This is a genomic window from Actinophytocola sp. (genome assembly GCF_036002505.1).
In the GTDB taxonomy this organism is placed as follows: Bacteria; Actinomycetota; Actinomycetes; order Mycobacteriales; family Pseudonocardiaceae; genus DASYTH01.
In genome coordinates this window covers 1-19,159 of the sequence record NZ_DASYTH010000073.1, presented here as the reverse complement: position 1 = coordinate 19,159, position 19,159 = coordinate 1, and the positions used below count along the sequence as shown (strand labels likewise).

General features: G+C 69.2%; 20 protein-coding genes and 1 pseudogene. 11 read left to right on the top strand and 10 right to left on the bottom strand.

The features are described from left to right. Positions 1–289: pseudogene (locus VGR06_RS05470) on the top strand (hypothetical protein); the annotation flags it as partial. Here the strand turns inward: VGR06_RS05470 and trhA are convergent. Continuing rightward, a complete protein-coding gene (trhA, locus tag VGR06_RS05465; protein WP_327557851.1) occupies positions 286–912 on the bottom strand; it encodes a PAQR family membrane homeostasis protein TrhA in 627 nt (208 codons plus the stop codon). The pseudogene VGR06_RS05470 and the gene trhA overlap by 4 nt on opposite strands. Positions 913–1,020: 108 nt before the next feature. Next, on the bottom strand, positions 1,021–1,476 hold the full coding sequence (locus tag VGR06_RS05460; RefSeq protein WP_327557849.1) for a CoA-binding protein: 456 nt from the start codon (positions 1,474–1,476) through the stop codon (positions 1,021–1,023). A 48-nt stretch (positions 1,477–1,524) separates the two neighbouring features. Here VGR06_RS05460 and VGR06_RS05455 point away from each other — a divergent pair, with 48 nt between their 5' ends. Further along, complete coding sequence (locus tag VGR06_RS05455; protein ID WP_327557848.1) at positions 1,525–2,301, top strand: isoprenyl transferase; 777 nt, start codon at positions 1,525–1,527, stop codon at positions 2,299–2,301. A 48-nt stretch (positions 2,302–2,349) separates the two neighbouring features. On the opposite strand, the gene VGR06_RS05450 is transcribed toward VGR06_RS05455, so the two are convergent. Beyond that, positions 2,350–2,664 carry a hypothetical protein gene (locus VGR06_RS05450; RefSeq protein WP_327557847.1) on the bottom strand — a complete coding sequence of 105 codons (315 nt, stop codon included), beginning with the start codon at positions 2,662–2,664 and terminating at the stop codon, positions 2,350–2,352. A gap of 518 nt (positions 2,665–3,182) precedes the next feature. Between VGR06_RS05450 and VGR06_RS05445 the strand changes: the two genes are divergently transcribed. After that, a complete protein-coding gene (locus VGR06_RS05445) occupies positions 3,183–4,529 on the top strand; it encodes a PhoH family protein (RefSeq protein WP_414637154.1) in 1,347 nt (448 codons plus the stop codon). 154 nt (positions 4,530–4,683) lie between these two features. Beyond that, positions 4,684–6,129: an MFS transporter gene (locus VGR06_RS05440; protein WP_327557846.1), complete on the top strand. Its 1,446-nt coding sequence runs from the start codon at positions 4,684–4,686 to the stop codon at positions 6,127–6,129. Positions 6,130–6,186: 57 nt separating this feature from the next. Here the strand turns inward: VGR06_RS05440 and VGR06_RS05435 are convergent, their stop codons facing one another. The 5 genes from VGR06_RS05435 to VGR06_RS05415 form a co-directional block, all read right to left on the bottom strand. Beyond that, positions 6,187–7,011, bottom strand: a complete 825-nt coding sequence (locus VGR06_RS05435; protein ID WP_327557845.1) for an ABC transporter permease — start codon at positions 7,009–7,011, stop codon at positions 6,187–6,189. Next, on the bottom strand, positions 7,008–8,093 hold the full coding sequence (locus VGR06_RS05430; RefSeq protein WP_327557844.1) for an ABC transporter ATP-binding protein: 1,086 nt from the start codon (positions 8,091–8,093) through the stop codon (positions 7,008–7,010). Before VGR06_RS05430 ends, VGR06_RS05435 begins: the two co-directional genes overlap by 4 nt. Before the next feature lie 38 nt (positions 8,094–8,131). Beyond that, a complete protein-coding gene (locus VGR06_RS05425; RefSeq protein WP_327557843.1) occupies positions 8,132–9,571 on the bottom strand; it encodes a GuaB1 family IMP dehydrogenase-related protein in 1,440 nt (479 codons plus the stop codon). Positions 9,572–9,577: 6 nt separating this feature from the next. Beyond that, the gene (locus VGR06_RS05420; protein ID WP_327557842.1) at positions 9,578–11,101 is read right to left on the bottom strand and encodes an ATP-dependent DNA ligase; all 1,524 of its coding nucleotides are present in this window, start codon (positions 11,099–11,101) and stop codon (positions 9,578–9,580) included. Between the two features lie 73 nt (positions 11,102–11,174). Further along, the gene (locus VGR06_RS05415; protein WP_327557841.1) at positions 11,175–11,858 is read right to left on the bottom strand and encodes a helix-turn-helix domain-containing protein; all 684 of its coding nucleotides are present in this window, start codon (positions 11,856–11,858) and stop codon (positions 11,175–11,177) included. A 64-nt stretch (positions 11,859–11,922) separates the two neighbouring features. On the opposite strand from VGR06_RS05415, the gene VGR06_RS05410 reads away from it, so the two are divergent. After that, positions 11,923–12,840 (top strand): MBL fold metallo-hydrolase, encoded by a 918-nt coding sequence (locus VGR06_RS05410; protein WP_327557840.1) that lies wholly within the window; start codon positions 11,923–11,925, stop codon positions 12,838–12,840. A 45-nt stretch (positions 12,841–12,885) separates the two neighbouring features. Here the strand turns inward: VGR06_RS05410 and VGR06_RS05405 are convergent, their stop codons facing one another. Next, the gene (locus VGR06_RS05405; protein ID WP_327557839.1) at positions 12,886–13,143 is read right to left on the bottom strand and encodes a hypothetical protein; all 258 of its coding nucleotides are present in this window, start codon (positions 13,141–13,143) and stop codon (positions 12,886–12,888) included. 88 nt (positions 13,144–13,231) lie between these two features. Here VGR06_RS05405 and VGR06_RS05400 point away from each other — a divergent pair, with 88 nt between their 5' ends. The 5 genes from VGR06_RS05400 (at position 13,232) to VGR06_RS05380 (ending at position 16,664) form a co-directional block, all read left to right on the top strand. Continuing rightward, positions 13,232–14,077 carry a helix-turn-helix transcriptional regulator gene (locus tag VGR06_RS05400; RefSeq protein ID WP_327557838.1) on the top strand — a complete coding sequence of 282 codons (846 nt, stop codon included), beginning with the start codon at positions 13,232–13,234 and terminating at the stop codon, positions 14,075–14,077. A 14-nt stretch (positions 14,078–14,091) separates the two neighbouring features. After that, complete coding sequence (locus tag VGR06_RS05395) at positions 14,092–14,268, top strand: DUF397 domain-containing protein (RefSeq protein WP_327557837.1); 177 nt, start codon at positions 14,092–14,094, stop codon at positions 14,266–14,268. Further along, entirely contained in the window at positions 14,265–15,509 is a 1,245-nt protein-coding gene (locus VGR06_RS05390; RefSeq protein ID WP_327557836.1) for a hypothetical protein, read from the top strand. Before VGR06_RS05395 ends, VGR06_RS05390 begins: the two co-directional genes overlap by 4 nt. 129 nt (positions 15,510–15,638) lie before the next feature. Further along, positions 15,639–16,463 carry a helix-turn-helix transcriptional regulator gene (locus VGR06_RS05385; RefSeq protein WP_327557835.1) on the top strand — a complete coding sequence of 275 codons (825 nt, stop codon included), beginning with the start codon at positions 15,639–15,641 and terminating at the stop codon, positions 16,461–16,463. A 15-nt stretch (positions 16,464–16,478) separates the two neighbouring features. Then, positions 16,479–16,664, top strand: coding sequence for a DUF397 domain-containing protein (locus VGR06_RS05380; RefSeq protein WP_327557834.1), 186 nt, complete (start codon positions 16,479–16,481; stop codon positions 16,662–16,664). Here the strand turns inward: VGR06_RS05380 and VGR06_RS05375 are convergent. Continuing rightward, positions 16,657–18,072: a PLP-dependent aminotransferase family protein gene (locus tag VGR06_RS05375; RefSeq protein ID WP_327557833.1), complete on the bottom strand. Its 1,416-nt coding sequence runs from the start codon at positions 18,070–18,072 to the stop codon at positions 16,657–16,659. The two genes, VGR06_RS05380 and VGR06_RS05375, sit on opposite strands and share 8 nt — an antisense overlap. A gap of 47 nt (positions 18,073–18,119) precedes the next feature. Here VGR06_RS05375 and VGR06_RS05370 point away from each other — a divergent pair, with 47 nt between their 5' ends. Further along, positions 18,120–19,013: a DMT family transporter gene (locus tag VGR06_RS05370; protein ID WP_327557832.1), complete on the top strand. Its 894-nt coding sequence runs from the start codon at positions 18,120–18,122 to the stop codon at positions 19,011–19,013. Positions 19,014–19,159 lie beyond the last annotated feature (146 nt).

Genomic DNA, 19,159 nt, shown 5'->3' with positions numbered 1-19,159 from the left:
CGCCCGCCAAGCCGAGCACCGCTACGGCCGAAAGGTGGCGTGGGGCGCCAAGATCGGCGCCACCGAGCAGCTCTTCACCACCCACTCCGTCCCGGTGATGACCCGCCTCCGCCAACCCGAACGCCTCATCCTCGACACCCTCGTCGACGCCGGCGTAGCCCGCTCCCGCTCAGAGGCCCTGGCCTGGGCCGTCCGCCTCGTCGGCGAACACGCCGAATCCTGGCTCACCGACCTCCGCGACGCGATGTCCAAGGTCGACGACCTTCGCGCCCAGGGCCCGGAGCTCTAGGGGTACATCGCCAGCCAGATCGCGATGTAGTGGGTGATCGCGGCGAGGACCGTGGCGGCGTGGAAGAACTCGTGGTGGCCGAACACATGTGGCCACGGGTTGGGCCAGCGGGTGGCGTAGAAGACGGCGCCGAGGGTGTAGAAGAAGCCGCCGACCAGGAGCAGGACGAGGGCGGCGACGCCGGCGTGGGCTACGAGCTCGGGGAAGACGAAGACGGCGACCCAGCCGAGGGCGAGGTAGATCGGGGTGCCGAGCCAGCGGGGGGCGTGCGGCCAGAAGAGTTTGAGCGCGACGCCGAGGATCGCGCCGCCCCAGACCACGCCCAGCACGATGTAGCCGCTGGGGGGCGGCACGGCCAGGAGCATGAACGGGGTGTAGGTGCCGGCGATGAACAGGAAGATCATCGAGTGGTCGAGGCGTTTCATCCAGGCGCGTACCCGCAGGCTGACCCACCAGCGGCGGTGGTAGAGCGCGCTGACCCCGAACATGCCGAGCACGGTGGCGCCGTAGACCGATGTGGCGAGCGCGGCCTTGCCGGACACGGTCCACGCGGCCAGCGTGATCAGGACGGCGCCGGTGGCCACCGAGACCAGGAACGACCAGTAGTGGATCACACCGCGCATCCGCGGCTTGACGTACGGGGTCGGCGGCTGTTCGAGTGTCGTGGCAGGCACGAAATCCAGGTTACGGGACCGTAGGTTAGGGCCGGGTAACTGTGGTCGTAAGCACAGTTAACTCCAGCCGACGACCTCGCGATGCTCGACGGCGAGGCAGCGGTCCATCACCACGTCCAGGCCGGCGTCCGCGGCGATGCGGGCGGCCTCTTCGTTGATCACGCCGAGCTGCAGCCAGAGGGCGCCGGCGCCGATCGCGACGGCCTGCTTGGCGATCTCCACCGTGAACTCCGGGCGGCGGAACACGTCGACGATGTCCGGGGCTTCGGGCAGCGCGTCGAGCGACGGGTAGGCGCGCAGTCCCTCCCAGCTGGTCAGCCCGGGGTTGACCGGGAGGATCGTCAGGCCGCTGGAGCGCAGGTAGCGGGCCACGCCGTGGCTCGGCCGGTGCGGATCGGCGGACAGGCCCAGCACGGCCACCGTTCTCGACTCGTGCACCAGCCGCTCGATGACCTCGATGTCCTGCCACCGTGGGTCGATCTCGGTGCGGTGTCTGCTTCCCTGGCCGGTCATGCCTTCCAGTGTGCCCGTTGCGGCGGGTTGGGCGTACCGTGCAGGGACGTGAGTCTTCGCAGGCGCGTCGCCAAGATCGTTTACGGCCTCTACGACAAGCGGCTCATCCAGCAGGCGGCCGGCAACCGGCCCCGCCACGTGGGGGTCATGTTGGACGGCAACCGGCGGTGGGCCCGCCAGGCGGGGTTCACCGACGTGACCGACGGTCACCGGGCCGGCGCCCGGCGGATCGCCGAGCTGCTCGGCTGGTGCAACGAGGGCGGCGTCGAGGTCGTCACGCTGTGGCTGCTGTCCACCGACAACGTCAACCGGCCGGAGAGCGAGCTCGGTCCGCTGCTGGAGATCATCACCGACGTGGTCGACGAGCTGGCCGAACCGGCCAACCCGTGGCGGGTGCGGATCATCGGAGCGCTCGACGTGCTGCCGGCGGAGACGGCGGACCGGCTGGTGGCCGCCTCGAGCCGGACTGAAGGCAAGACCGGCATGGAGGTCAACATCGCGGTCGGCTATGGCGGCCGCCGGGAGATCGCGGACGCGGTGCGTAAGCTGCTGCAGCAGCACATCGAGGAGGGCACCTCGATCGAGGAGCTGGCCGAGGTGCTCGACGTCGACCACATCGCCGAGCATTTGTACACGTCCGGCCAGCCCGACCCCGACCTGATTATCCGGCCCTCCGGCGAGCAGCGTCTCTCCGGATTCATGCTGTGGCAGTCGGCGCATTCCGAGTTCTGGTTCTGTGAGGCGTACTGGCCGGACTTCCGGCGCACCGACTTCCTCCGGGCTTTGCGCGACTACGCCATTCGGCACCGCAGATTCGGGTCATAAAAGGAAAGGCCCGGGAAACGATTTCCCGGCCCCCACCATGAGGTTAACTCAGCAGTCGCCGCCGCAGTTCGGCGTGAACGAGCGCGCGATCAGCGCCGGGGTCAGGGCGATGCCCGTGTACGCCGCGGCGATGATCTCGGCGGCGCCGCGACCGAGGTCAGCGCCACCGTCGATGAACGTCCAGTACGCGGTCCCGAACGTGGGCTCGGGGTCGCAGGTCGACGGCACGCCGCAGCGCGGCTTGGCGACCGCGACGTGGTTGGTGCCCGGCGTCGCCGGGGTGGCGAAAGCCGGCGTGGCGGCAAGCGAAAGCCCGATTGTCGCGACGGCGACAAGGCCAACCTTCTTCAGCGCGTAGTCCATCTCCTTTTGCGGTTGGGGTATCGAGGAACTCGTTGGTCCCCGCCGTGGATACCTCGTCGGACAAGATCCGATCGCCGTTCTCCGGCCGGGCATCCTCGATTACTCCTTCGTGTCGCGAGTTTTGCGAGATTCACCAATTCCGGTTCTACTTTTGGGTAAAGAATTCGGCTGCGTAGTTGGTTCGCCGGGGGGTGGGCGGCACCGCATCCGGGCGGCGGTTCCCGGGCCGGGTGGCCTGGCTACGGACAGTAATCGGGTCGTCGTCCCGGCAAAATCACCTGTGTGGCTGGCTGTCCAGCGGGGGTGCGCGCAGGTAGCGTCCGAAGTGATGGGTCGTGCCAGCGCGACTCATCCGGGAGGCCCTGGTCGTGACGGTAGCGATCGCGAGAGGGCCGGCACCCGGCCCTCATGGGCGGAGAGCCTGACGCCGCGAACGGCGGATGGCGAACCGGCCAGCCTGGGTGGTGCCCGGCCCTTCGAGGCGCGGACGTGGGTGTCGCGTTCGCAGAGGAGTTGCCGTGACTGCTTCTCGTCCGTCCAGGCGCACCACCTCCGAGGCCGGCCGCCGCACGTACGTGCTGGACACGTCCGTGCTGCTCTCCGACCCGTGGGCGGTCACCCGCTTCGCCGAGCACGCCGTGGTCCTACCGCTGGTCGTGATCGGCGAACTCGAGGGCAAGCGTCACCACCCCGAGCTGGGCTGGTTCGCCCGGGAGGCGCTGCGCCTGCTGGATGACCTGCGCCTGTCGCACGGGCGGTTGGACAAGCCGATCCCGGTCGGCACCACGGGCGGCACGCTGCACGTCGAGCTGAACCACTCCGACCCCGAGGTGCTCCCGCCCGGCTTTCGCGCCGACTCCAACGACTCCCGCATCCTTGCCTGCGCGCTCAACCTGGCCGCGCACATCCCGTCCGTCGTGCTGGTCACCAAGGACATCCCGCTGCGCGTGAAGGCGGCCGCCGTCGGGCTGGAGGCCGACGAGTACCGCGCCCAGGAGGTCACCCCCTCCGGCTGGACCGGCATGGCCGACGTGGACGTGCCGTCGGACGCCCTCGACTCGCTGTACCGGGACGGCACCGTCGACCTCACCGACTACGGCGTCGACGCGACGGGCGAACTCCCCTGCCACACCGGCCTGCGGCTGCTGGCCAACTCCGCCAGCGCCCTCGGCCGGGTCAACCGGGACAAGCATGTTCGGCTCGTCCGCGGTGACCGCGAGGCGTTCGGCCTGCACGGCCGGTCCGCCGAGCAGCGCGTCGCCCTCGACCTGCTGCTCGACCCCGAGGTCGGCATCGTGTCGCTGGGTGGCCGCGCCGGTACCGGCAAGTCGGCCCTGGCCCTGTGCGCCGGCCTGGAAGCCGTCATGGAACGCGGCCAGCACCGCCGCGTCGTGGTGTTTCGGCCCGTCTACCCGGTCGGCGGCCAGGACCTCGGCTACCTCCCCGGCTCCGAGTCCGAGAAGATGCAACCCTGGGCCCAGGCCGTCTTCGACACCCTCGGCGCCCTCGTCACCCAGGCCGTCATCGACGAGGTCCTCGACCGTGGCATGCTCGAGGTCCTCCCCCTCACCCACATCCGCGGCCGCTCGCTGCACGACTCCTTCGTCATCGTCGACGAAGCCCAGTCCTTGGAACGCAACGTGCTCCTCACCGTCCTGTCGCGCCTCGGCACCGGCTCCCGCGTCGTCCTCACCCACGACGTCGCTCAGCGCGACAATCTCCGCGTAGGCCGCCACGACGGCGTCGCCGCGGTGATCGAGAAGCTCAAGGGCCACCCCCTCTTCGCCCACGTCACCCTCACCCGCTCCGAACGCTCCCCGATCGCCGCCCTCGTCACCGAGATGCTCGAGGAGCACACCCCCTGACCGCGATGCCTTGAAGGCCGCCTTCGGGACGGTGAGCGTCTCGAAGGCGGCCTTTATGGCATGTTCCAGATCCTTCGCACCCGCAAACAGAACAAACCGTTCCGTTCTGCTATGGTTAGAACAGAACAGTTCGTTCCGATCGGTGGAGGTCAGGATGACCGCAGTGCTGGAGGCTCCGAGCGAGGGTCAGGTCGCGCCGTACCGGTGGCGGTGGTTGGCGTATGCGGGGGTGTTGGCGGCGACGGTGATGGATTTGCTCGACTCGACGATCGTCGGGGTGGCGGCGCCGGCGATCCAGCGCGATCTCGGTGGGTCGTACGCCAGCCTGCAGTGGATGGGGGCGGGGTACACGATGGCGCTGGCCGTGCTGCTGCTGATCGGCGGGCGGTTGGGGGACATGTTCGGGCGGCGGCGCATGCTGCTCATCGGGGTCGGCGGGTTCGCGGTGGCTTCGCTCAGCTGTGCGGTGGCGGCGACGCCGGGGATGCTGATCACGTGCCGGGTGCTGCAGGGGGCGTTCAGCGCGGTGATGATCCCGCAGGGGTTCGGGTTGATCCGGGACCTGTTCCCGCCCAACGAGATGGCGAAGGCGTGGGGCGTGTTCGGGCCGGTGATGGGGCTGTCCGCGATGCTCGGTCCGGTGATCGGCGGCGGGCTGGCCGACCTCGCGGGCTGGCGCGCGATCTTCCTGATCAACCTGCCGGTCGCGGCGTTCGCGTTCACCGTGGCCGCGAAGTTCCTGCCGGCGACCCAGGCGACGACGCGCGCGAAACTGGATCTCGGGGGCGTCGCGCTGGCCGCGGTGGGCACCTTCATGCTGATCTACCCGCTGGTGCAGGGGCGTGAGCTGGGCTGGCCGGCGTGGACGCTGGTCATGCTGGTGGCGGCGGTGGCCGTGCTGGTGGCGTTCGGGCGGCACCAGGTCAGCCGCAAGCGCGCCGGCCGGTCGCAGCTGATCGAGACGAGCGTGTTCGCCCGGCGGTCCTACGTCTCCGGCGTGCTGTTCGCGGTGATCTTCTTCGCGGCCATGGGCGGGATGTTCATCGTCGGGGTCTTCCTGCAGCTCGGCCTGGGCTACAGCCCGATCGGGGCGAGCCTGACGATGGCGCCGTGGGCGTTCGGCGCGATGGCCGGGTCCGCGGTCGGCGGGACGCTGATGCACAAGCTGGGCCGGCGGATCCTGCACCTCGGGCTGGCGCTGATGGGCGCGGGCGTGGCCGGGTTGTACCTGGTGTACGCGGCGGCCGGGACGGGCATCGACGGCTGGGACTTCGTGGTGCCGAACGTGATCGGCGGGCTGGGCATGGGCATGATCTTCGTGCCGCTGTTCGACATCGTGCTCGGCGACGTGGCCGACCACGAGGTCGGCTCGGCGTCCGGCGCGCTCGGCTCGTTCGAGCAGCTGGGCATCTCGCTGGGGGTCGCGGTGATCGGCACGGTGTTCTTCAGCCTGCTCGGCGGGCACGGCCGCGGGGTGCGTCTGCAGTCCGCTCTGGACGGCGCGGGGCAGGCTGCGGTGGTCACGTTCGGACTGATCGTGGTGGCGTTCCTGGTCGGGTTCCTGCTGCCGCGCAAGGCAAGGGTGCAGTACGGGCACTGACCGCCAGGAAGGCCGCCTTCGGGACGCTCACTGCCCCGAAGGCGGCCTTCAGGGCATTCAGTCCAGGGCGCGGCGCAGGAAGCCCTTGACGCCGATCGCGCCGAACACCCCGCAGGCGGCGACCATCACCAGCACGTCGATCCACATGGGAATGTGCGACACCTGCGGCACGAGCTCCGCGCGCATGCCCTCGCTGACATAGGTCAGCGGGTTGAGCGCGCACACCACCTGGAACCAGCGGACGTGCTCGAGGCCCATCCACGGGAACTGGGTGGAGCCGGTGAACATCAGCGGCATCAGGATCACCGCGAACATGATGTTGATCCGGCGCGGGGTGACCAGCGTGCCGATCGTCATCCCGATCGCGGCGCCGACGATCGAGCCGAGGACCACGATGCCGGCCACCGGCAGCCAGGACGACGCCGGCCAGGACACGTTGTCCAGGATCAGGAAGCCGACCGGGACCATGATCAGCGCCGCGGCGATCCCGCGCATCGCGCCGAACAGGATCTTCTCGATGGCCACCAAGGGGATCGGCAGCGGCGCGAGCAGCCGGTCCTCGATCTCCCGGGTCCACGAGAAGTCCATGATCAGCGGCATCGTGGTGTTCTGCAGCGCACCCAAAAAACCGTTCAGGGCGACGATTCCGGGCAGCAGGATGGCGGTGTAGTCCCCGCCGACGTAGCCCATGCTGGTGAGCACCTTGCCGAAGATGAACAGCGTGAAGAACGGCTGCACCACGACCTGGAGCAGGAACGGCACCAGCTCACGCCAGGTCACGAAGATGTCCCGCCACAGCACGGATCCGAAGGTGCGCAACGAGATCCGCACGGTGCCGGTGGTGGCCGGCGCCGGCGGCTCGGCGGTGGTCGTCGCGGTCATCGCAGCTCCCGTCCGGTCAGGTGGATGAACACGTCCTCGAGGCTCGGCGTGCCGATGCTCAACCCCGTCACGTCGCAGCCGACGTCGCCGAGCACCTTCAGCACCGAGGGCAGCACCGCGGCCGGCTCGTAGGCGGTGTAGAGCCGGAACTGGCCCTGCGTGGCCGCTCCGGCGCCGTTGCCACCTGGGATCCCTGGGGGCATGCCCCCGGGAAGCCCGCCGGGCGGCATACCAGGGATCATTCCTGGAGGTATGGCGGGCATTCCGCCGGCGGACGCGGTGATCCGCTCGACCCGCTCCACACCGTCCACATGAGACAAAGAGTCGGCGACCTGGCCGCCGTCCCGGCCGTCCAGGTTCACCGTCACGGTCAGCGTGGTGCTGCCGGGCAGCCCGCGCATCAGGCCGTCCGGCGTGTCCAGGGCGAGCAGCTTGCCGTGGTCGATGATCCCCACCCGGTCGGCGAGCTTCGCCGCCTCGTCCATGTCGTGCGTGGTGAGCACGACGGTGACGCCCTCGTCGCGCAGCTCGGTGATCCGGTCGTGCACGAACAGCCGGGCCTGCGGGTCGAGCCCGGTCGACGGCTCGTCGAGGAACATCACCTTCGGCTTGTGCATGAGCGCGCGGGCGATCATCACCCGCTGCGCCTGGCCACCGGAGACGATCTCGATGCGGTCGCTCGCCTTCTCGGTGAGCCCCATCCGCTCGAGGATCTCGTCGGCCAGGCGGTTGCGCTCGGCCCGGCCCACGCCGTGGTACGCCGCGTGGAACAGCAGGTTCTGCCGGATGTTCAGCGACCGGTCGAGGTTGTTGCGCTGCGGCACGACGGCCAGCAACTGGCGGGCGGCGGTCGGGTCGGCGACCACGTCGACGCCCTCGACCACGGCCTTCCCCGAAGTCGGCAGCACCCGCGTGGTGAGTACGCCGACCGTGGTGGTCTTGCCGGCGCCGTTCGGCCCCAGCAGGCCGAAGATCTCGCCGTGCTCGACGGAGAAGCTCAGCCCGTCGACGGCCGGTTTGGGATTCTTCTTGTACAGCTTGACAAGGTCGGTGACCTCAACGGCACTCACGAGGACCACCATATAGTGGGTGTCAACCTATTATTTAGTGAACGTGAGATCTACCAGCCGCGGGGGAGCGGCCGGCCTTCGGCGAACCCGGCGGTGGACTGCACCCCGATCACCGCGCGGGCGTGGAACTCCTCCAGGTTACGACCGCCGGCGTAGGTGCAGGCCGAGCGGACGCCATAGCAGATCGAGTCGAGCAGGTCCTCCACGCTCGGCGCGGCCGGGTCGAGCCGCATCCGGGAGGACGAGATGCCCTCCTCGAACAGTGCCTTGCGGGCCCGGTCGAACGCGTTGTCGCCGCGGGTCCGCGCGGTGACCGCACGCTTGGAGGCCATGCCGAACGACTCCTTGAACGGCTGACCGGTCTCGTCGCGCTGCAGGTCGCCCGGCGACTCGTAGGTGCCGGCGAACCACGACCCGATCATGACCGCGGACGCGCCCGCGGCCAGCGCCAGCGCCACGTCCCGGGGGTGCCGCACGCCGCCGTCGGCCCACACGTGCGCGCCCAGCTCGCGGGCCTGCCGGGCACACTCGGCGACGGCGGAGAACTGCGGGCGGCCGACCCCGGTCATCATCCGGGTGGTGCACATGGCGCCCGGCCCGACGCCCACCTTCACCACGTCCGCGCCCTCGTTGACCAGGTCGCGCACGCCCGCGGCGGTGACCACGTTGCCGGCCACGATCGGAACCTGCGGCGCCACCGACCGCACCGCCTTCAACGCGGAGATCATCTTTTCCTGGTGGCCGTGCGCGGTGTCCACCACCAGCGTGTCGATCCCGGCGTCGAGCAGCGCCCCCGCCTTGGCCGCGACATCGCCGTTGACGCCGATCGCGGCGGCCACCCGCAGCCGGCCGTGGCCGTCGACCGCGGGCGTGTACAGCTCCGAGCGCAGCGCGCCCAGCTCGGTGAGAACGCCGGCCAGCCGGCCCTGCTCGTCCACGCCGAGCGCGATCCGGCTGGTGCGGCCGTGCAGGTGCTCGAAGACCTCCCGGGCGGGCATGGCGAGCGGCACGGTGAGCACGTCGGGGTCGGCTACGTCACCGATCCGGGTGAAGCGGTCGACACCCATACAGGCGGCCTCGTCCACCATGCCGGTGGGCTTTCCGTCCCTGTCCACCACGACGACGGCGCCGTGGGCGCGCTTCGGCAGCAGGTTGAGCGCGTCGGTCACCGCGTCGCCCGCGGTGAGCACCAGCGGCGTGTCCCAGACCGGGTGCCGGGACTTCACCCAGGCGACGATCTGCGCCACCACGGCCGGATCGACGTCCTGCGGCAGCACGACCAGGCCGCCGCGCCGGGCCACCGTCTCGGCCATCCGCTTGCCGGCCACCGAGGTCATGTTGGCCACCACGATGGGAATCGTGGCGCCCGTACCGTCCGAAGTGGACAGATCGACGTCGAACCGCGACTCGACCGCCGACCGGTTCGGCGCCAGGAACACGTCGTCGTAGGTCAGGTCGAAGCCCGGCCGCAGGTCGTTGAGGAACCGCACAGCGTGTCAGCCTAGGTCCACCTTCGGCAGCAGGGCGCGCACCGTGTCGATGGGGTCGGCGTCGGCGGGCTCCTTGTCCGGACGGTAGCGGACGACGCGGGCGAAGCGGAGTGCCACGCCGCCGGGGTAGCGGGTGCTCGCCTGCACCCCGTCGAGTGCGATCTCCACCACCAGTTCGGGTTTCAGGTACACGACCCAGTCCGTGCGGTGGTCCTCGTGCTTGGGGAACTCGCTGGTCTGCCAGGCGAGCAGCTCGTCGGTGAGGCCCTTGAACGTCTTGCCGACCATGACCGGCAGGCCGCCGTCCGGGTCCCGGGCGCCGAGGTGCAGGTTGGACAGGTAGCCGGTGCGCCGGCCGTGGCCCCACTCCGCGGCCAGCACCACCAGGTCAAGCGTGTGCACCGGCTTGACCTTCTGCCAGGCGCGGCCACGGCGGCCGGCCTGGTAGGTGGTGTCGAGTGCCTTGACCACGACGCCTTCGTGGCCGGCGTCGAGCGCGCCGCTGAGCACCGCGTCGGCCTGCTCGGCGGTCGGCTCGAGCACACCCGGGATGACCAGGTCGCCGACCGCGGTGCGGAGAGCGGCGTTGCGCTCCCGCAGCGGCGCGTCGATCAGGTCGGTGCCGTCCAGGTGCAGGCAGTCGAAGAAGTACGGGTGCAGCAGCAGTTCGAGCTCGCGGGTCGCGCCGAAGCGGCTCTGCGTCTCCTGGAACGGGCGCGGCCGGCCGTCGTCCTTCAGCGCCAGCGTCTCGCCGTCCAGCACGACCGAGCGGCAGGGCAGGGCGCGCACCAGCTGCACCAGCTCCGGCACGCTCCCGGTGATCTCGCGCAGGGTCCTGGTCCAGACGCGCACGTCGTCGCCGTCCTTGTGCACCTGGATCCGGGCACCGTCCAACTTGTACTCGACCGAGCAGGAACCCAGCTCGGTCAACGCCTCCGTCAGCGACTCGGCCGGCGAGGCCAGCATCGGGCGCACCGGCCGGCCGAGCTCGAGACCGAAGCCGGCGAGCGCCTCCACCCCGCCGGAGAGCGCGGCGGCCGCGGTCGCGGGTAACCGGCCGGAGAGCATGAACGCGCGGCGGACCGCCTCGCCGGGAACGCCGCCGGCGGCCGCGATGGCGTCCAGCATGACGCCCTCGAGCGCACCCTGGCGGAGCTCGCCGGTGAGCAGGTGCAGCAGGAAGCGCTGCTCGGCGACGGTGGCCGCGGCGAACAGCGCGCCGAGTAACTCGGTGCGCCGGCCCGCGGAGCCCTTGCCGTTGGTGCGGGACACAGCGTCGAGCGCCTGGTCGACCTGGGCGACGGTCAGGGAGGCCGCGGTGCTCGGTGCTGTCTCCAGCCCGACCAGGGTGCGCCAGCCGGCGCCGATCCGGCCCTGGCGGGGCGCGCCGGCCAGGAACGCGACCACGGTCTCCACCTCGGGCCGGCCTTCGGCGCGCCGCAGCAGGCCGGCCAGGGCGTCGACCTTGGTCAGCCGCGATCGGGTCGCCGCCACGGCCGAGGACGTGGCGACCACTTCGGCGAACAGCACGGCACCCATACTGCCCCCGACCACCGACAATCGCCTCGCGCGGTGGAAAGCAATGTGACATTGCTTCCCCGGGTCAGGCAGGCACGCCGATCACGTAGTCGAAGTTGTCGCGCCCGACCGACCGCTCGAGGGTCTTGACGATTCGCGTCGGGTTGTCGTGCGGTCCCGCGATGAAGAACGGCTTGCCCTCGCGGCCGAAGGTGATCGGGCTGGGCCCCGCCCAGTCTCCGAGGTGACTCTTCGCCGCCGTGAAGTCGCGATGCGGCTCGAAGCCCAGGCCCCGCGCGAACTCGACCGCGCCGAGCACGAGGTGCTGGGCCATGGCCAACGGCACGGACAGCGGCCGTGCGCCATAGGCGGAGAAGAGGCTGGCCGCGAACTCGGTCGCGGCACGGCTGTTCAGGACGTCCGGGCCGATCACGTTCTTGACGCCCAGGCAGTACGTGTCCACGAGGTAGCTGCACATCGTCACCCGGCTGCCCCGTTCCTTCCGGGCGACCAGGACGTTCGACAGCCCTTCCGTGCCAGCTGCGACGGCGTTGTCCGGCCAGCCGAGCTCGGCGGGAACGATGAGGCCTGTGCTCCAGCCCGGGCTCACCCAACAGTCGACCCGCGGCTCCAGCTCGCCTTCGGCGGCGATGGTCCGGACGAGGGACGCGACGACCGCCAGCTTGGCGCCGGTAGCGCGAGCGATCTCCTTGGGGGAGGAGCCTTTCGCCCGTAAATCGCGCACCCGTTCGAGCAGTTCATGATCCATGGCGACATCCTTCCGTGCCGCCGTTCCGGTGCCGCCGCGGCCCGCCGTTCGCTACCGTGGCGCGGTGACAGAACCGGGTCTCGTTCCGCTCGTCGACGGCGTGCAGGCATGGGTGCAGCCGGACGGCTCGTGGTGGATCAACAACGCCGGGGTGATCCTGGGCGGGGACGGTCCGGTGCTCGTCGACACCTGCGCGACCGAGGTGCGGACGCGGAGGTTCCTGGCCGCGGTGGACTCGGTGGCCGGTGGTGCACCGGTGCGGGTCGCGGTCAACACCCACCTGCACGGCGACCACACGTATGGCAACTGCCTGCTGCCCGAGTCGGCCGTGATCATCGGGCACCAGGCGACGCGGGACGGGCTGCTGGCCGACTTCCTGCTGGCCAACACACCGCCGATCTGGTCGCCGTCGCCGGAGTGGGGGGCGTTGAGCATCCGGCCGCCGGCGGTGGTCGTGCACGACCGGATCACGGTGTACGCGGGCACGCGGCCGGTCGAGCTGCGGCATCCCGGGCATCCGGCGCACACCCAGGGCGACGTGGTGGCCTGGCTGCCCGACGACGGCGTGCTGTTCACCGGTGACCTGATCTTCCACGACGTCACGCCGCTGGTGTTCATGGGCTCGGTGGACGGGGCGTTGCGTTCGCTTGAGTGGTTGGCATCCTTCGGCGCCGCCCACGTGGTGCCCGGTCACGGCGCGCTCGTTCCTGGTGCGGATTTCGAGGCGGTGCTGAACGTCCATGGTCGCTATTACCGCTTCATCCTGGAAACCGCCAGCGCCGGCCTCGCCGACGAGATTTCCCCTCTGGAGGCCGCGCGTCGCGTGGACCACGGCGAGTTCGCCGCGTGGCCGGACGACGAACGGCTGGTGCTCAACCTCCATCGCGCCTACGCCGAACTCGGCGATTCCGAGATGGATCTGCTGGCCGCGTTCACCGACGCCGTCAGCTACCACGGCGGCCCTTTGCGCTGTGCGGTGTGAAGTGCGATGAATGACGCATTCAATGCGCCCACCGCACTGAATGCGTCATTCATCGCACTCGCCGTCGCCGTCGCAGTACTGCAGCCAGTCGTTGATGGTCTCCAGCCGGGAACCGAGAACGGCCGACTGCCGCGGAGAGATGACGATGAACCGGCCGTCGGAGTCGGTGATCGTCAGCTCGGGCAGCAGGAGCTTCATCGTCACCGGGCCACGTCCCTCGTACGCCGGGATGCGCCAGACCTTCTCGTTGACTTGATCCGCCAGGTTGCGCCGATCGAACTCGGCCTGAAGTCCTTCATCCATTGGTGCAGTGGATCGCGTTGCAACCGCTGCACGCATTCCCCCAATTGTGTGACTGTGCCTCCAGGTCACTACTACCGATCATTCCGGCATGCCCGGAAACTCATACACCTCGGTCCGCTCTCGCACCGTCGCCCACGAACTCCGCACCCTACGCGAAAACCGCGGCCTCAGCTGCGCCGACGTGGCGAAGGTACTCGGGGTCTCCGCCAGCAAGATCAGCAGGATCGAGACGGGCAACAGCGGCCTCCAACCCGATGATGTCTCCGCGCTCCTCGGCTTCTACCAGGTTCCCGGCCCCCGCCGCCAAGAACTGCTCGGCCTCCTCCGCCGCGGCGAGGAGAAGGGCTGGTGGGAACGCCAGGCCGGCCTCCCCCAGCTCTGGCGCGCCCTCATCGACTTCGAAAACAAGGCCACCCGTATCCAGACCTACCACGCCCTGATGATTCCTGGCCTCCTCCAAACCGCTGAGTACTGCGAAGCGATCCTCGCCGGCACCGATGACACCTTGACCAACGCCGAACTGGGCAACCTGGTCGCCTCCCGCATGGCCCGCCAGATCTTCCTGACTCGGTCCACGGCGCCGCAGTACCTCGCCGTGATCCACGAGGTCGCCCTACGCATGCCTGTTGGCGGGTCCGGCGTGATGAAGCGCCAAGTCCAGCATCTGCTGACCATCGGCGAACGCGAGAACATCAGCCTGCGCGTGCTCCCGACGCGCGCCGGCGCCAACGGCGGCCTGCGTGGTCCGTTCATGATCATGGAATTTGCCGATGAGCCGGCCCTGGTGCACCTGGAGAATCAGGTCACCGCCATGTTCCTGGAAGAAGAGGCCGACCTGGCCGGATTCCGACTGGCCCTGCAGAATATCCTGAACGTGAGCCTTGCACCGGCCGTAACAGCGGAGCTGATCGAATCGATCGCCGCCGAGAGCTAGATGAGGAGCATGCCATGTCCGCCCCGGCCCCCACCCGCTGGCGCAAAAGCACCCACAGCGACGCCAGCAACGTCTGCGTCGAGATCGCCCACATGGGCTCATCGGTAGTGCTCCGCGACTCCAAAAACCCCACCGGTCCCGCCCTAATCGTCCCCTTCGCCTTCTTTGTCAATCTCCTCCGCGCCGTGTGACCCAGTCAAACTGGCCAACCTGCCAACGTACGAAGGAACGCTGCCCGGGCATTCGGGTCGAGGGGTTCGAGTACTGTCTCACTCACCTTCATCCCGAACAACTCACCCAATTTTTGAGCCGTCTCGGTCCAGGCGCCGATCTCGACGCCCGCGGAACCACTATTACCAACGAGCTTCTTGTCGGGCTCACAAAAGCTGTGCGAGACCGTCACTGGCGAGTGATTTTCGGAGATGTGAACCTCGAGGGAGCGACTTTCGACCGAGTGCAACAACTTGGGCCGTGGGTTGCGCATAGGCTCTTTCTGGATGCGACAAAGTTCGACAGATATGTGAATATTGACGTGTATGCCGCACTGATTAGGTGCGTTGATGCTCAATTCGATGGTGGCGTAACCATGCGAGTCGCCAACGCGGTGATCGTCGCTGAGCGAGCATTTTTTGGTGCTCCTTCTTCAATTGCGCCCAGTCGGATTTTTGGGTCATATGAATTGGAGTTGCAGTGGTTACCGGCTTGGGAGGGTGAGCGCGAAGCCGCAGGCTTGGGTGGGCAGTGGCCGGCGTTGGTGTCCTTGCATGGTACGGATGTCGGCAATCTTGTGCTAGTCGATACCGATCTCAGCTTGTGTGTTTTTGCGGACGCTCATCGGCTTGATCAGCTTCGTATTGAGGGGTATTGCCCATTTGATACATCACCCGGTGGTTGGCGATGGGCGAGGCGACAGGTTCTTTTCGAGGAAAATATCTGGCGCGGGCATAGATTCCATCCTTTTCTTGAAGACTCTCAATGGATTCCGCCCGAGCGGATAGCGGTGCTGTATCGGTCCCTTCGTAAAGCGTACGAGGACGGCAAGAATGAGGCTGGGGCGGGCGATTTCTACTATGGGGAGATGGAGATGCGACGTCGCACGGATCAAACTCCATGGGCCGAGCGGTGGATTCTTGCTGTCTATTGGTTGCTATCCGGATACGGGCAGCGGGCAGGGCGGGCGGTTGTGGCGATTGTTGTACTCGTTGCTGTTGTGTCCGTGCTGCTCCTGACAGTTGGGCTCCCTGCGGATCATGTGTGGAGTTGGGGGCGGGTTGATCAGAGCTTGCGGATCGCGTTGGGGGCAGTGGTGTTCAGGGATGCGGGGCAGACGTTGACGTCGGCGGGTGCGTGGACGGTGATGATCGCTCGGTTCGTGGGGCCGGTCTTGTTGGCCTTGGGGGTTCTGGCGGTGCGGGCGCGGGTCAAGCGATGAGCGTGGGGCGCGATGGTCGGTTTGGGTGAATGCGTTGCAACCGGTGCAAGGTTTCGCCCGTTCGTGTAGTTGTTCGAGGTGCGCGGGCTCGCAAGGATTGTCCATATGCCTGGAAATCCGCACACTTCGATGCGCTCGAGGACCGTGGCCTCGGAGCTGCGGGGCATGCGGGAGAAGCGGGGGTTGAGTTGCGCGGAGGTCGCGAAGACCCTCGGTGTCTCGGCTAGCAAGATCAGCCGGATCGAGACGGGGAACAGTGGGTTGCAGGTGGAGGACGTCTCCGCCCTGTTGGACTTCTACCAGGTGCCTACCGGGAAGAAGCAGAAGTTGTTGGGGTTGTTGCGGCGAGGGGACCAGAAGGGGTGGTGGGAGCGGCAGGCGGGGCTGCCGCACCTGTGGCGGACTTTGATCGATTTCGAGAACAAGGCGGTCCGGATCCAGAACTACGAGGCGCTGGTGGTCCCGGGGCTGCTGCAGACGTCGGAGTACAGCGCGGCGATGATTCGGGGGACCGAACCGCGGTTGTCGAACGCCGAGCTGGACAACCTGGTCGCGTCGCGGATGGCGCGGCAGACGTTGCTGACCAGGGCGACGGCGCCGCGGTTTCTCGCCGTCGTGCACGAGGTGGCGTTGCGGATACCGGTCGGCGAGCCGGGCGTCATGAAGCGGCAGCTGCGGCACCTGCTGGCGATCGCGGAGCGGCCCAACATCGACCTGCACGTGGTGCCGACCGCGGCGGGCGCGCACGCCGGGCTGCGCGGGCCGTTCGTGATCCTCGACTTCGCCGAGGAGCCCAGCCTCGCCTTCGTGGAGAACCATGACACCGGCATCTTTCTCGAGGAGGACGCCGACCTCGCCGGGTACCGGCGGGCCATGCGGAACATCCTGAATCTGGCCCTGGCGCCCGGTGACACCAACGAGTTGATCCTGTCCGTCATCTCGGAGCTGGGTTAGAGAGGAGCAATTCTCGTGCGTGCGTTGGATGTCCGGAACGGCCACTGGCGCAGGAGCTCCCGCAGTACCAACAACGCGAACTGCGTCGAGGTCGCGTTCTCCGGCCAGGCCGTCGGTCTGCGCGACTCGAAGTACACCGTGGGACCGGTGCTGGTCCTGCCGGCGGGCTCATTCGCCGACCTGGTGGCGTGCATCAGGTAGCTGAGGCGTTGCAGGCCGCGGCGATCTCGATGACCGCGGCCCGTAACCGGTCGGCGGACGTGGCCGCGTACCCGACGACGAGGCCGGGATAAGGCGCGCCGGCCGCCCCCCGGGCGTACTCCGACAGCGCGGGCACGTATCCCCCGCGCTCGGCAATCCTTTGTGCCACAACGGAGTCATTCAGTGCGTCCGGGAGTCGCAAGAGCACGTGCAGGCCCGCCGCGATGCCGACCGGCTGCCAGTCCGGCAGGTACTCGGCCACCGCGGCCAGCAGCGCGTCGCGCCGGCGCCGGTACAGCAGCCGGGTCCGGCGCAGGTGCCGGTCGTAGCCGCCGGTGCGCAGCAGGTGTGCGAACGCGGCCTGGGGCAGCGGTGAGCAACCCAGGTCGGTCAACCGCTTCCGCTCCACCACGTCCGCCCGCAGCGCCGGCGGCAGCACCAGCCAGCCGAGCCGAAGCGCCGGCGCCAGCGTCTTGCTCACGCTGCCGACGTAGACCACCCGGGCCGGGTCCATTGCCTGCATCGCTCGCAACGCTGGCCGGTCGTAGCGATGCTCGGCGTCGTAGTCGTCCTCGATGACCAGCCCGTCCCGCTCCCGGGCCCAGGCCAGCAGGGCGTGCCGGCGGTCCGGTTGCAACGCGGTGCCCATCGGGAACTGGTGCGCCGCGGTGATCACGACCGCCCGGCAGCGGGTCGCCCGGAGCGCGTCCACCCGGATGCCGTCGCCGTCAACCGGCACCGGGCAAGCCGCCAACCCATTGACCCGCAACAACTCCACCTGGCCTTCGTGGCCGGGGTCCTCCATCCCGACGACCTCGTGGCCGTGCCGGGCCAGCACACCGCCGAGCAGCGACAGGCCCTCCGCGGCGCCATGCGTGATCACGATGTCGTCCGGGGTGGTGGTCACCGCGCGCACCCGCCCCAGGTAGCCGGCCAGCTCCGCGCGCAACTCCGGCAGGCCGGCCGGATCCGGATAACCCAGCGCCTCGTCCGGCAGGGCGAACAGCGCCTGCCTGGTCGCGGCCACCCATTCGTGGCGCGGAAAGGCACTCAGCGCCGGGAGCCCGGGCCGCAGGTCGAACCGCCAGCGCGGCGCCGACACCCGGTCCGGGACGGGCCCGGCGACGGTGCACCCCAACGACTCCGCGACCGCCGTGCCCGAGCCGCGCCGGCTGGTCAGGAACCCCTCGGCGACGAGCTGCCCGTACGCCGCGGTCACCGTGCCGCGCGCGATGCCCAGCTGTCCGGCCAGGTCCCGGCTGGACGGCAGCCGGGTGCCGGGCGCGAGCTGCCCGCCCCGGATCGCCTCCCGCAGCGCGGCCTCGACGCCGCGCCCATGCCGCCCGCGACCCGTCGCGGCCGCCGCGGGCAGCAACAGCTCGCGCAAGGTGGTCCATTCTTCGGCCATCAAAGTGGAACTTACTCCTGAACCACTTGCCCGCGATGCTTCCGGCCATGGCCTCGTCCAAGATCGCCACCGGCTCCGGCGCGCTCGCTGCCACGATCGTCGGCGGCTCGGTACCGGTCACCGGCATGCTCGACGCCTACCCGCTGCTGGCCGGTCAGTCCATCCGCTACGCCCTCGGCGGCCTGCTCCTGCTCGCCTGGGCCCGCCGCCTGCCCCGCCCCACGCCCGCCGACCTGGCCAGCCTGGCCGGCCTCGCGATCAGCGGCATGCTCGGGTTCAACGCCTGCCTGCTCATCGCCCAGCGCTACGCCGACCCCGGCTTCGTCGCCGCCCTGCTCGGCGGCACCCCTCTGGTCCTCGCCCTGCTCGCGCCGCTCCTGGCCGGCCGCCGCCCCACCCCGTTGACGATCATCGGCGCGTCCCTCGTGGTCACCGGCATCGCCGTGCTCACCGGCGGCGGCTCGTGGCACGGTCCCGGCCTCCTCCTCGCCGTGCTCACCATGCTCTGCGAAGCCTCGTTCACGCTGCTCGCCGTCCGCGTCGTCACCCGCCTCGGCGCCCTTGCCACCTCCACCTGGTGCTGCCTCCTCGCCGCCACCCTCGGCGGCCTGCTCGCCACCGCCCTCGACGGCCCCACCGCCTGGCGCCTCCCCACCGCCCGTGAAACCCTCGCCCTGCTCCTCCTCGCCGTCCTCGTCACCGCCGTCGGCTTCTGCTGCTGGTACTTCGCCGTCTCCACCCTCGGCGCCGACCGCGCCGGCGTCCTCATCGGCCTCATGCCCGTCGCCGGCCTCCTTACCTCAGTCGCCCTCGGCGCCCAACCGTTGACCATCCCCTCAGCCGCGGGCGTGGTACTCGTCACCGCCGGTTGCATCCTCGGTCTCGGACCGGATCCGTTGCGCCCAGTCATGGAACCAGCTGCTGAGGTTCAACGCGGCTAGTCCCTGTTTCGTGGCCACGATCAAGGTGTCCGGACCCGAGAAGGTCATTGCGGTTATCTCGGCGTCCAGCTGGACGGTTCGCGTTCCCTGTGCAGTTTCTGCCTCGATTGTGTCGAGCCGAGCGACCACCAGGTGGCCGGCATGGT

Coding starts and splice junctions, on each gene's coding strand:
- trhA (WP_327557851.1), bottom strand. CDS start 912: ATGCGCGGTGTGATCCACTACTGGTCGTTCCTGGTCTCGGTGGCCACC.
- VGR06_RS05460 (WP_327557849.1), bottom strand. CDS start 1,476: ATGACCGGCCAGGGAAGCAGACACCGCACCGAGATCGACCCACGGTGG.
- VGR06_RS05450 (WP_327557847.1), bottom strand. CDS start 2,664: ATGGACTACGCGCTGAAGAAGGTTGGCCTTGTCGCCGTCGCGACAATC.
- VGR06_RS05440 (WP_327557846.1), top strand. CDS start 4,684: ATGACCGCAGTGCTGGAGGCTCCGAGCGAGGGTCAGGTCGCGCCGTAC.
- VGR06_RS05435 (WP_327557845.1), bottom strand. CDS start 7,011: ATGACCGCGACGACCACCGCCGAGCCGCCGGCGCCGGCCACCACCGGC.
- VGR06_RS05430 (WP_327557844.1), bottom strand. CDS start 8,093: ATGGTGGTCCTCGTGAGTGCCGTTGAGGTCACCGACCTTGTCAAGCTG.
- VGR06_RS05415 (WP_327557841.1), bottom strand. CDS start 11,858: ATGGATCATGAACTGCTCGAACGGGTGCGCGATTTACGGGCGAAAGGC.
- VGR06_RS05405 (WP_327557839.1), bottom strand. CDS start 13,143: ATGGATGAAGGACTTCAGGCCGAGTTCGATCGGCGCAACCTGGCGGAT.
- VGR06_RS05400 (WP_327557838.1), top strand. CDS start 13,232: ATGCCCGGAAACTCATACACCTCGGTCCGCTCTCGCACCGTCGCCCAC.
- VGR06_RS05395 (WP_327557837.1), top strand. CDS start 14,092: ATGTCCGCCCCGGCCCCCACCCGCTGGCGCAAAAGCACCCACAGCGAC.
- VGR06_RS05385 (WP_327557835.1), top strand. CDS start 15,639: ATGCGCTCGAGGACCGTGGCCTCGGAGCTGCGGGGCATGCGGGAGAAG.
- VGR06_RS05375 (WP_327557833.1), bottom strand. CDS start 18,072: ATGGCCGAAGAATGGACCACCTTGCGCGAGCTGTTGCTGCCCGCGGCG.
- VGR06_RS05370 (WP_327557832.1), top strand. CDS start 18,120: ATGGCCTCGTCCAAGATCGCCACCGGCTCCGGCGCGCTCGCTGCCACG.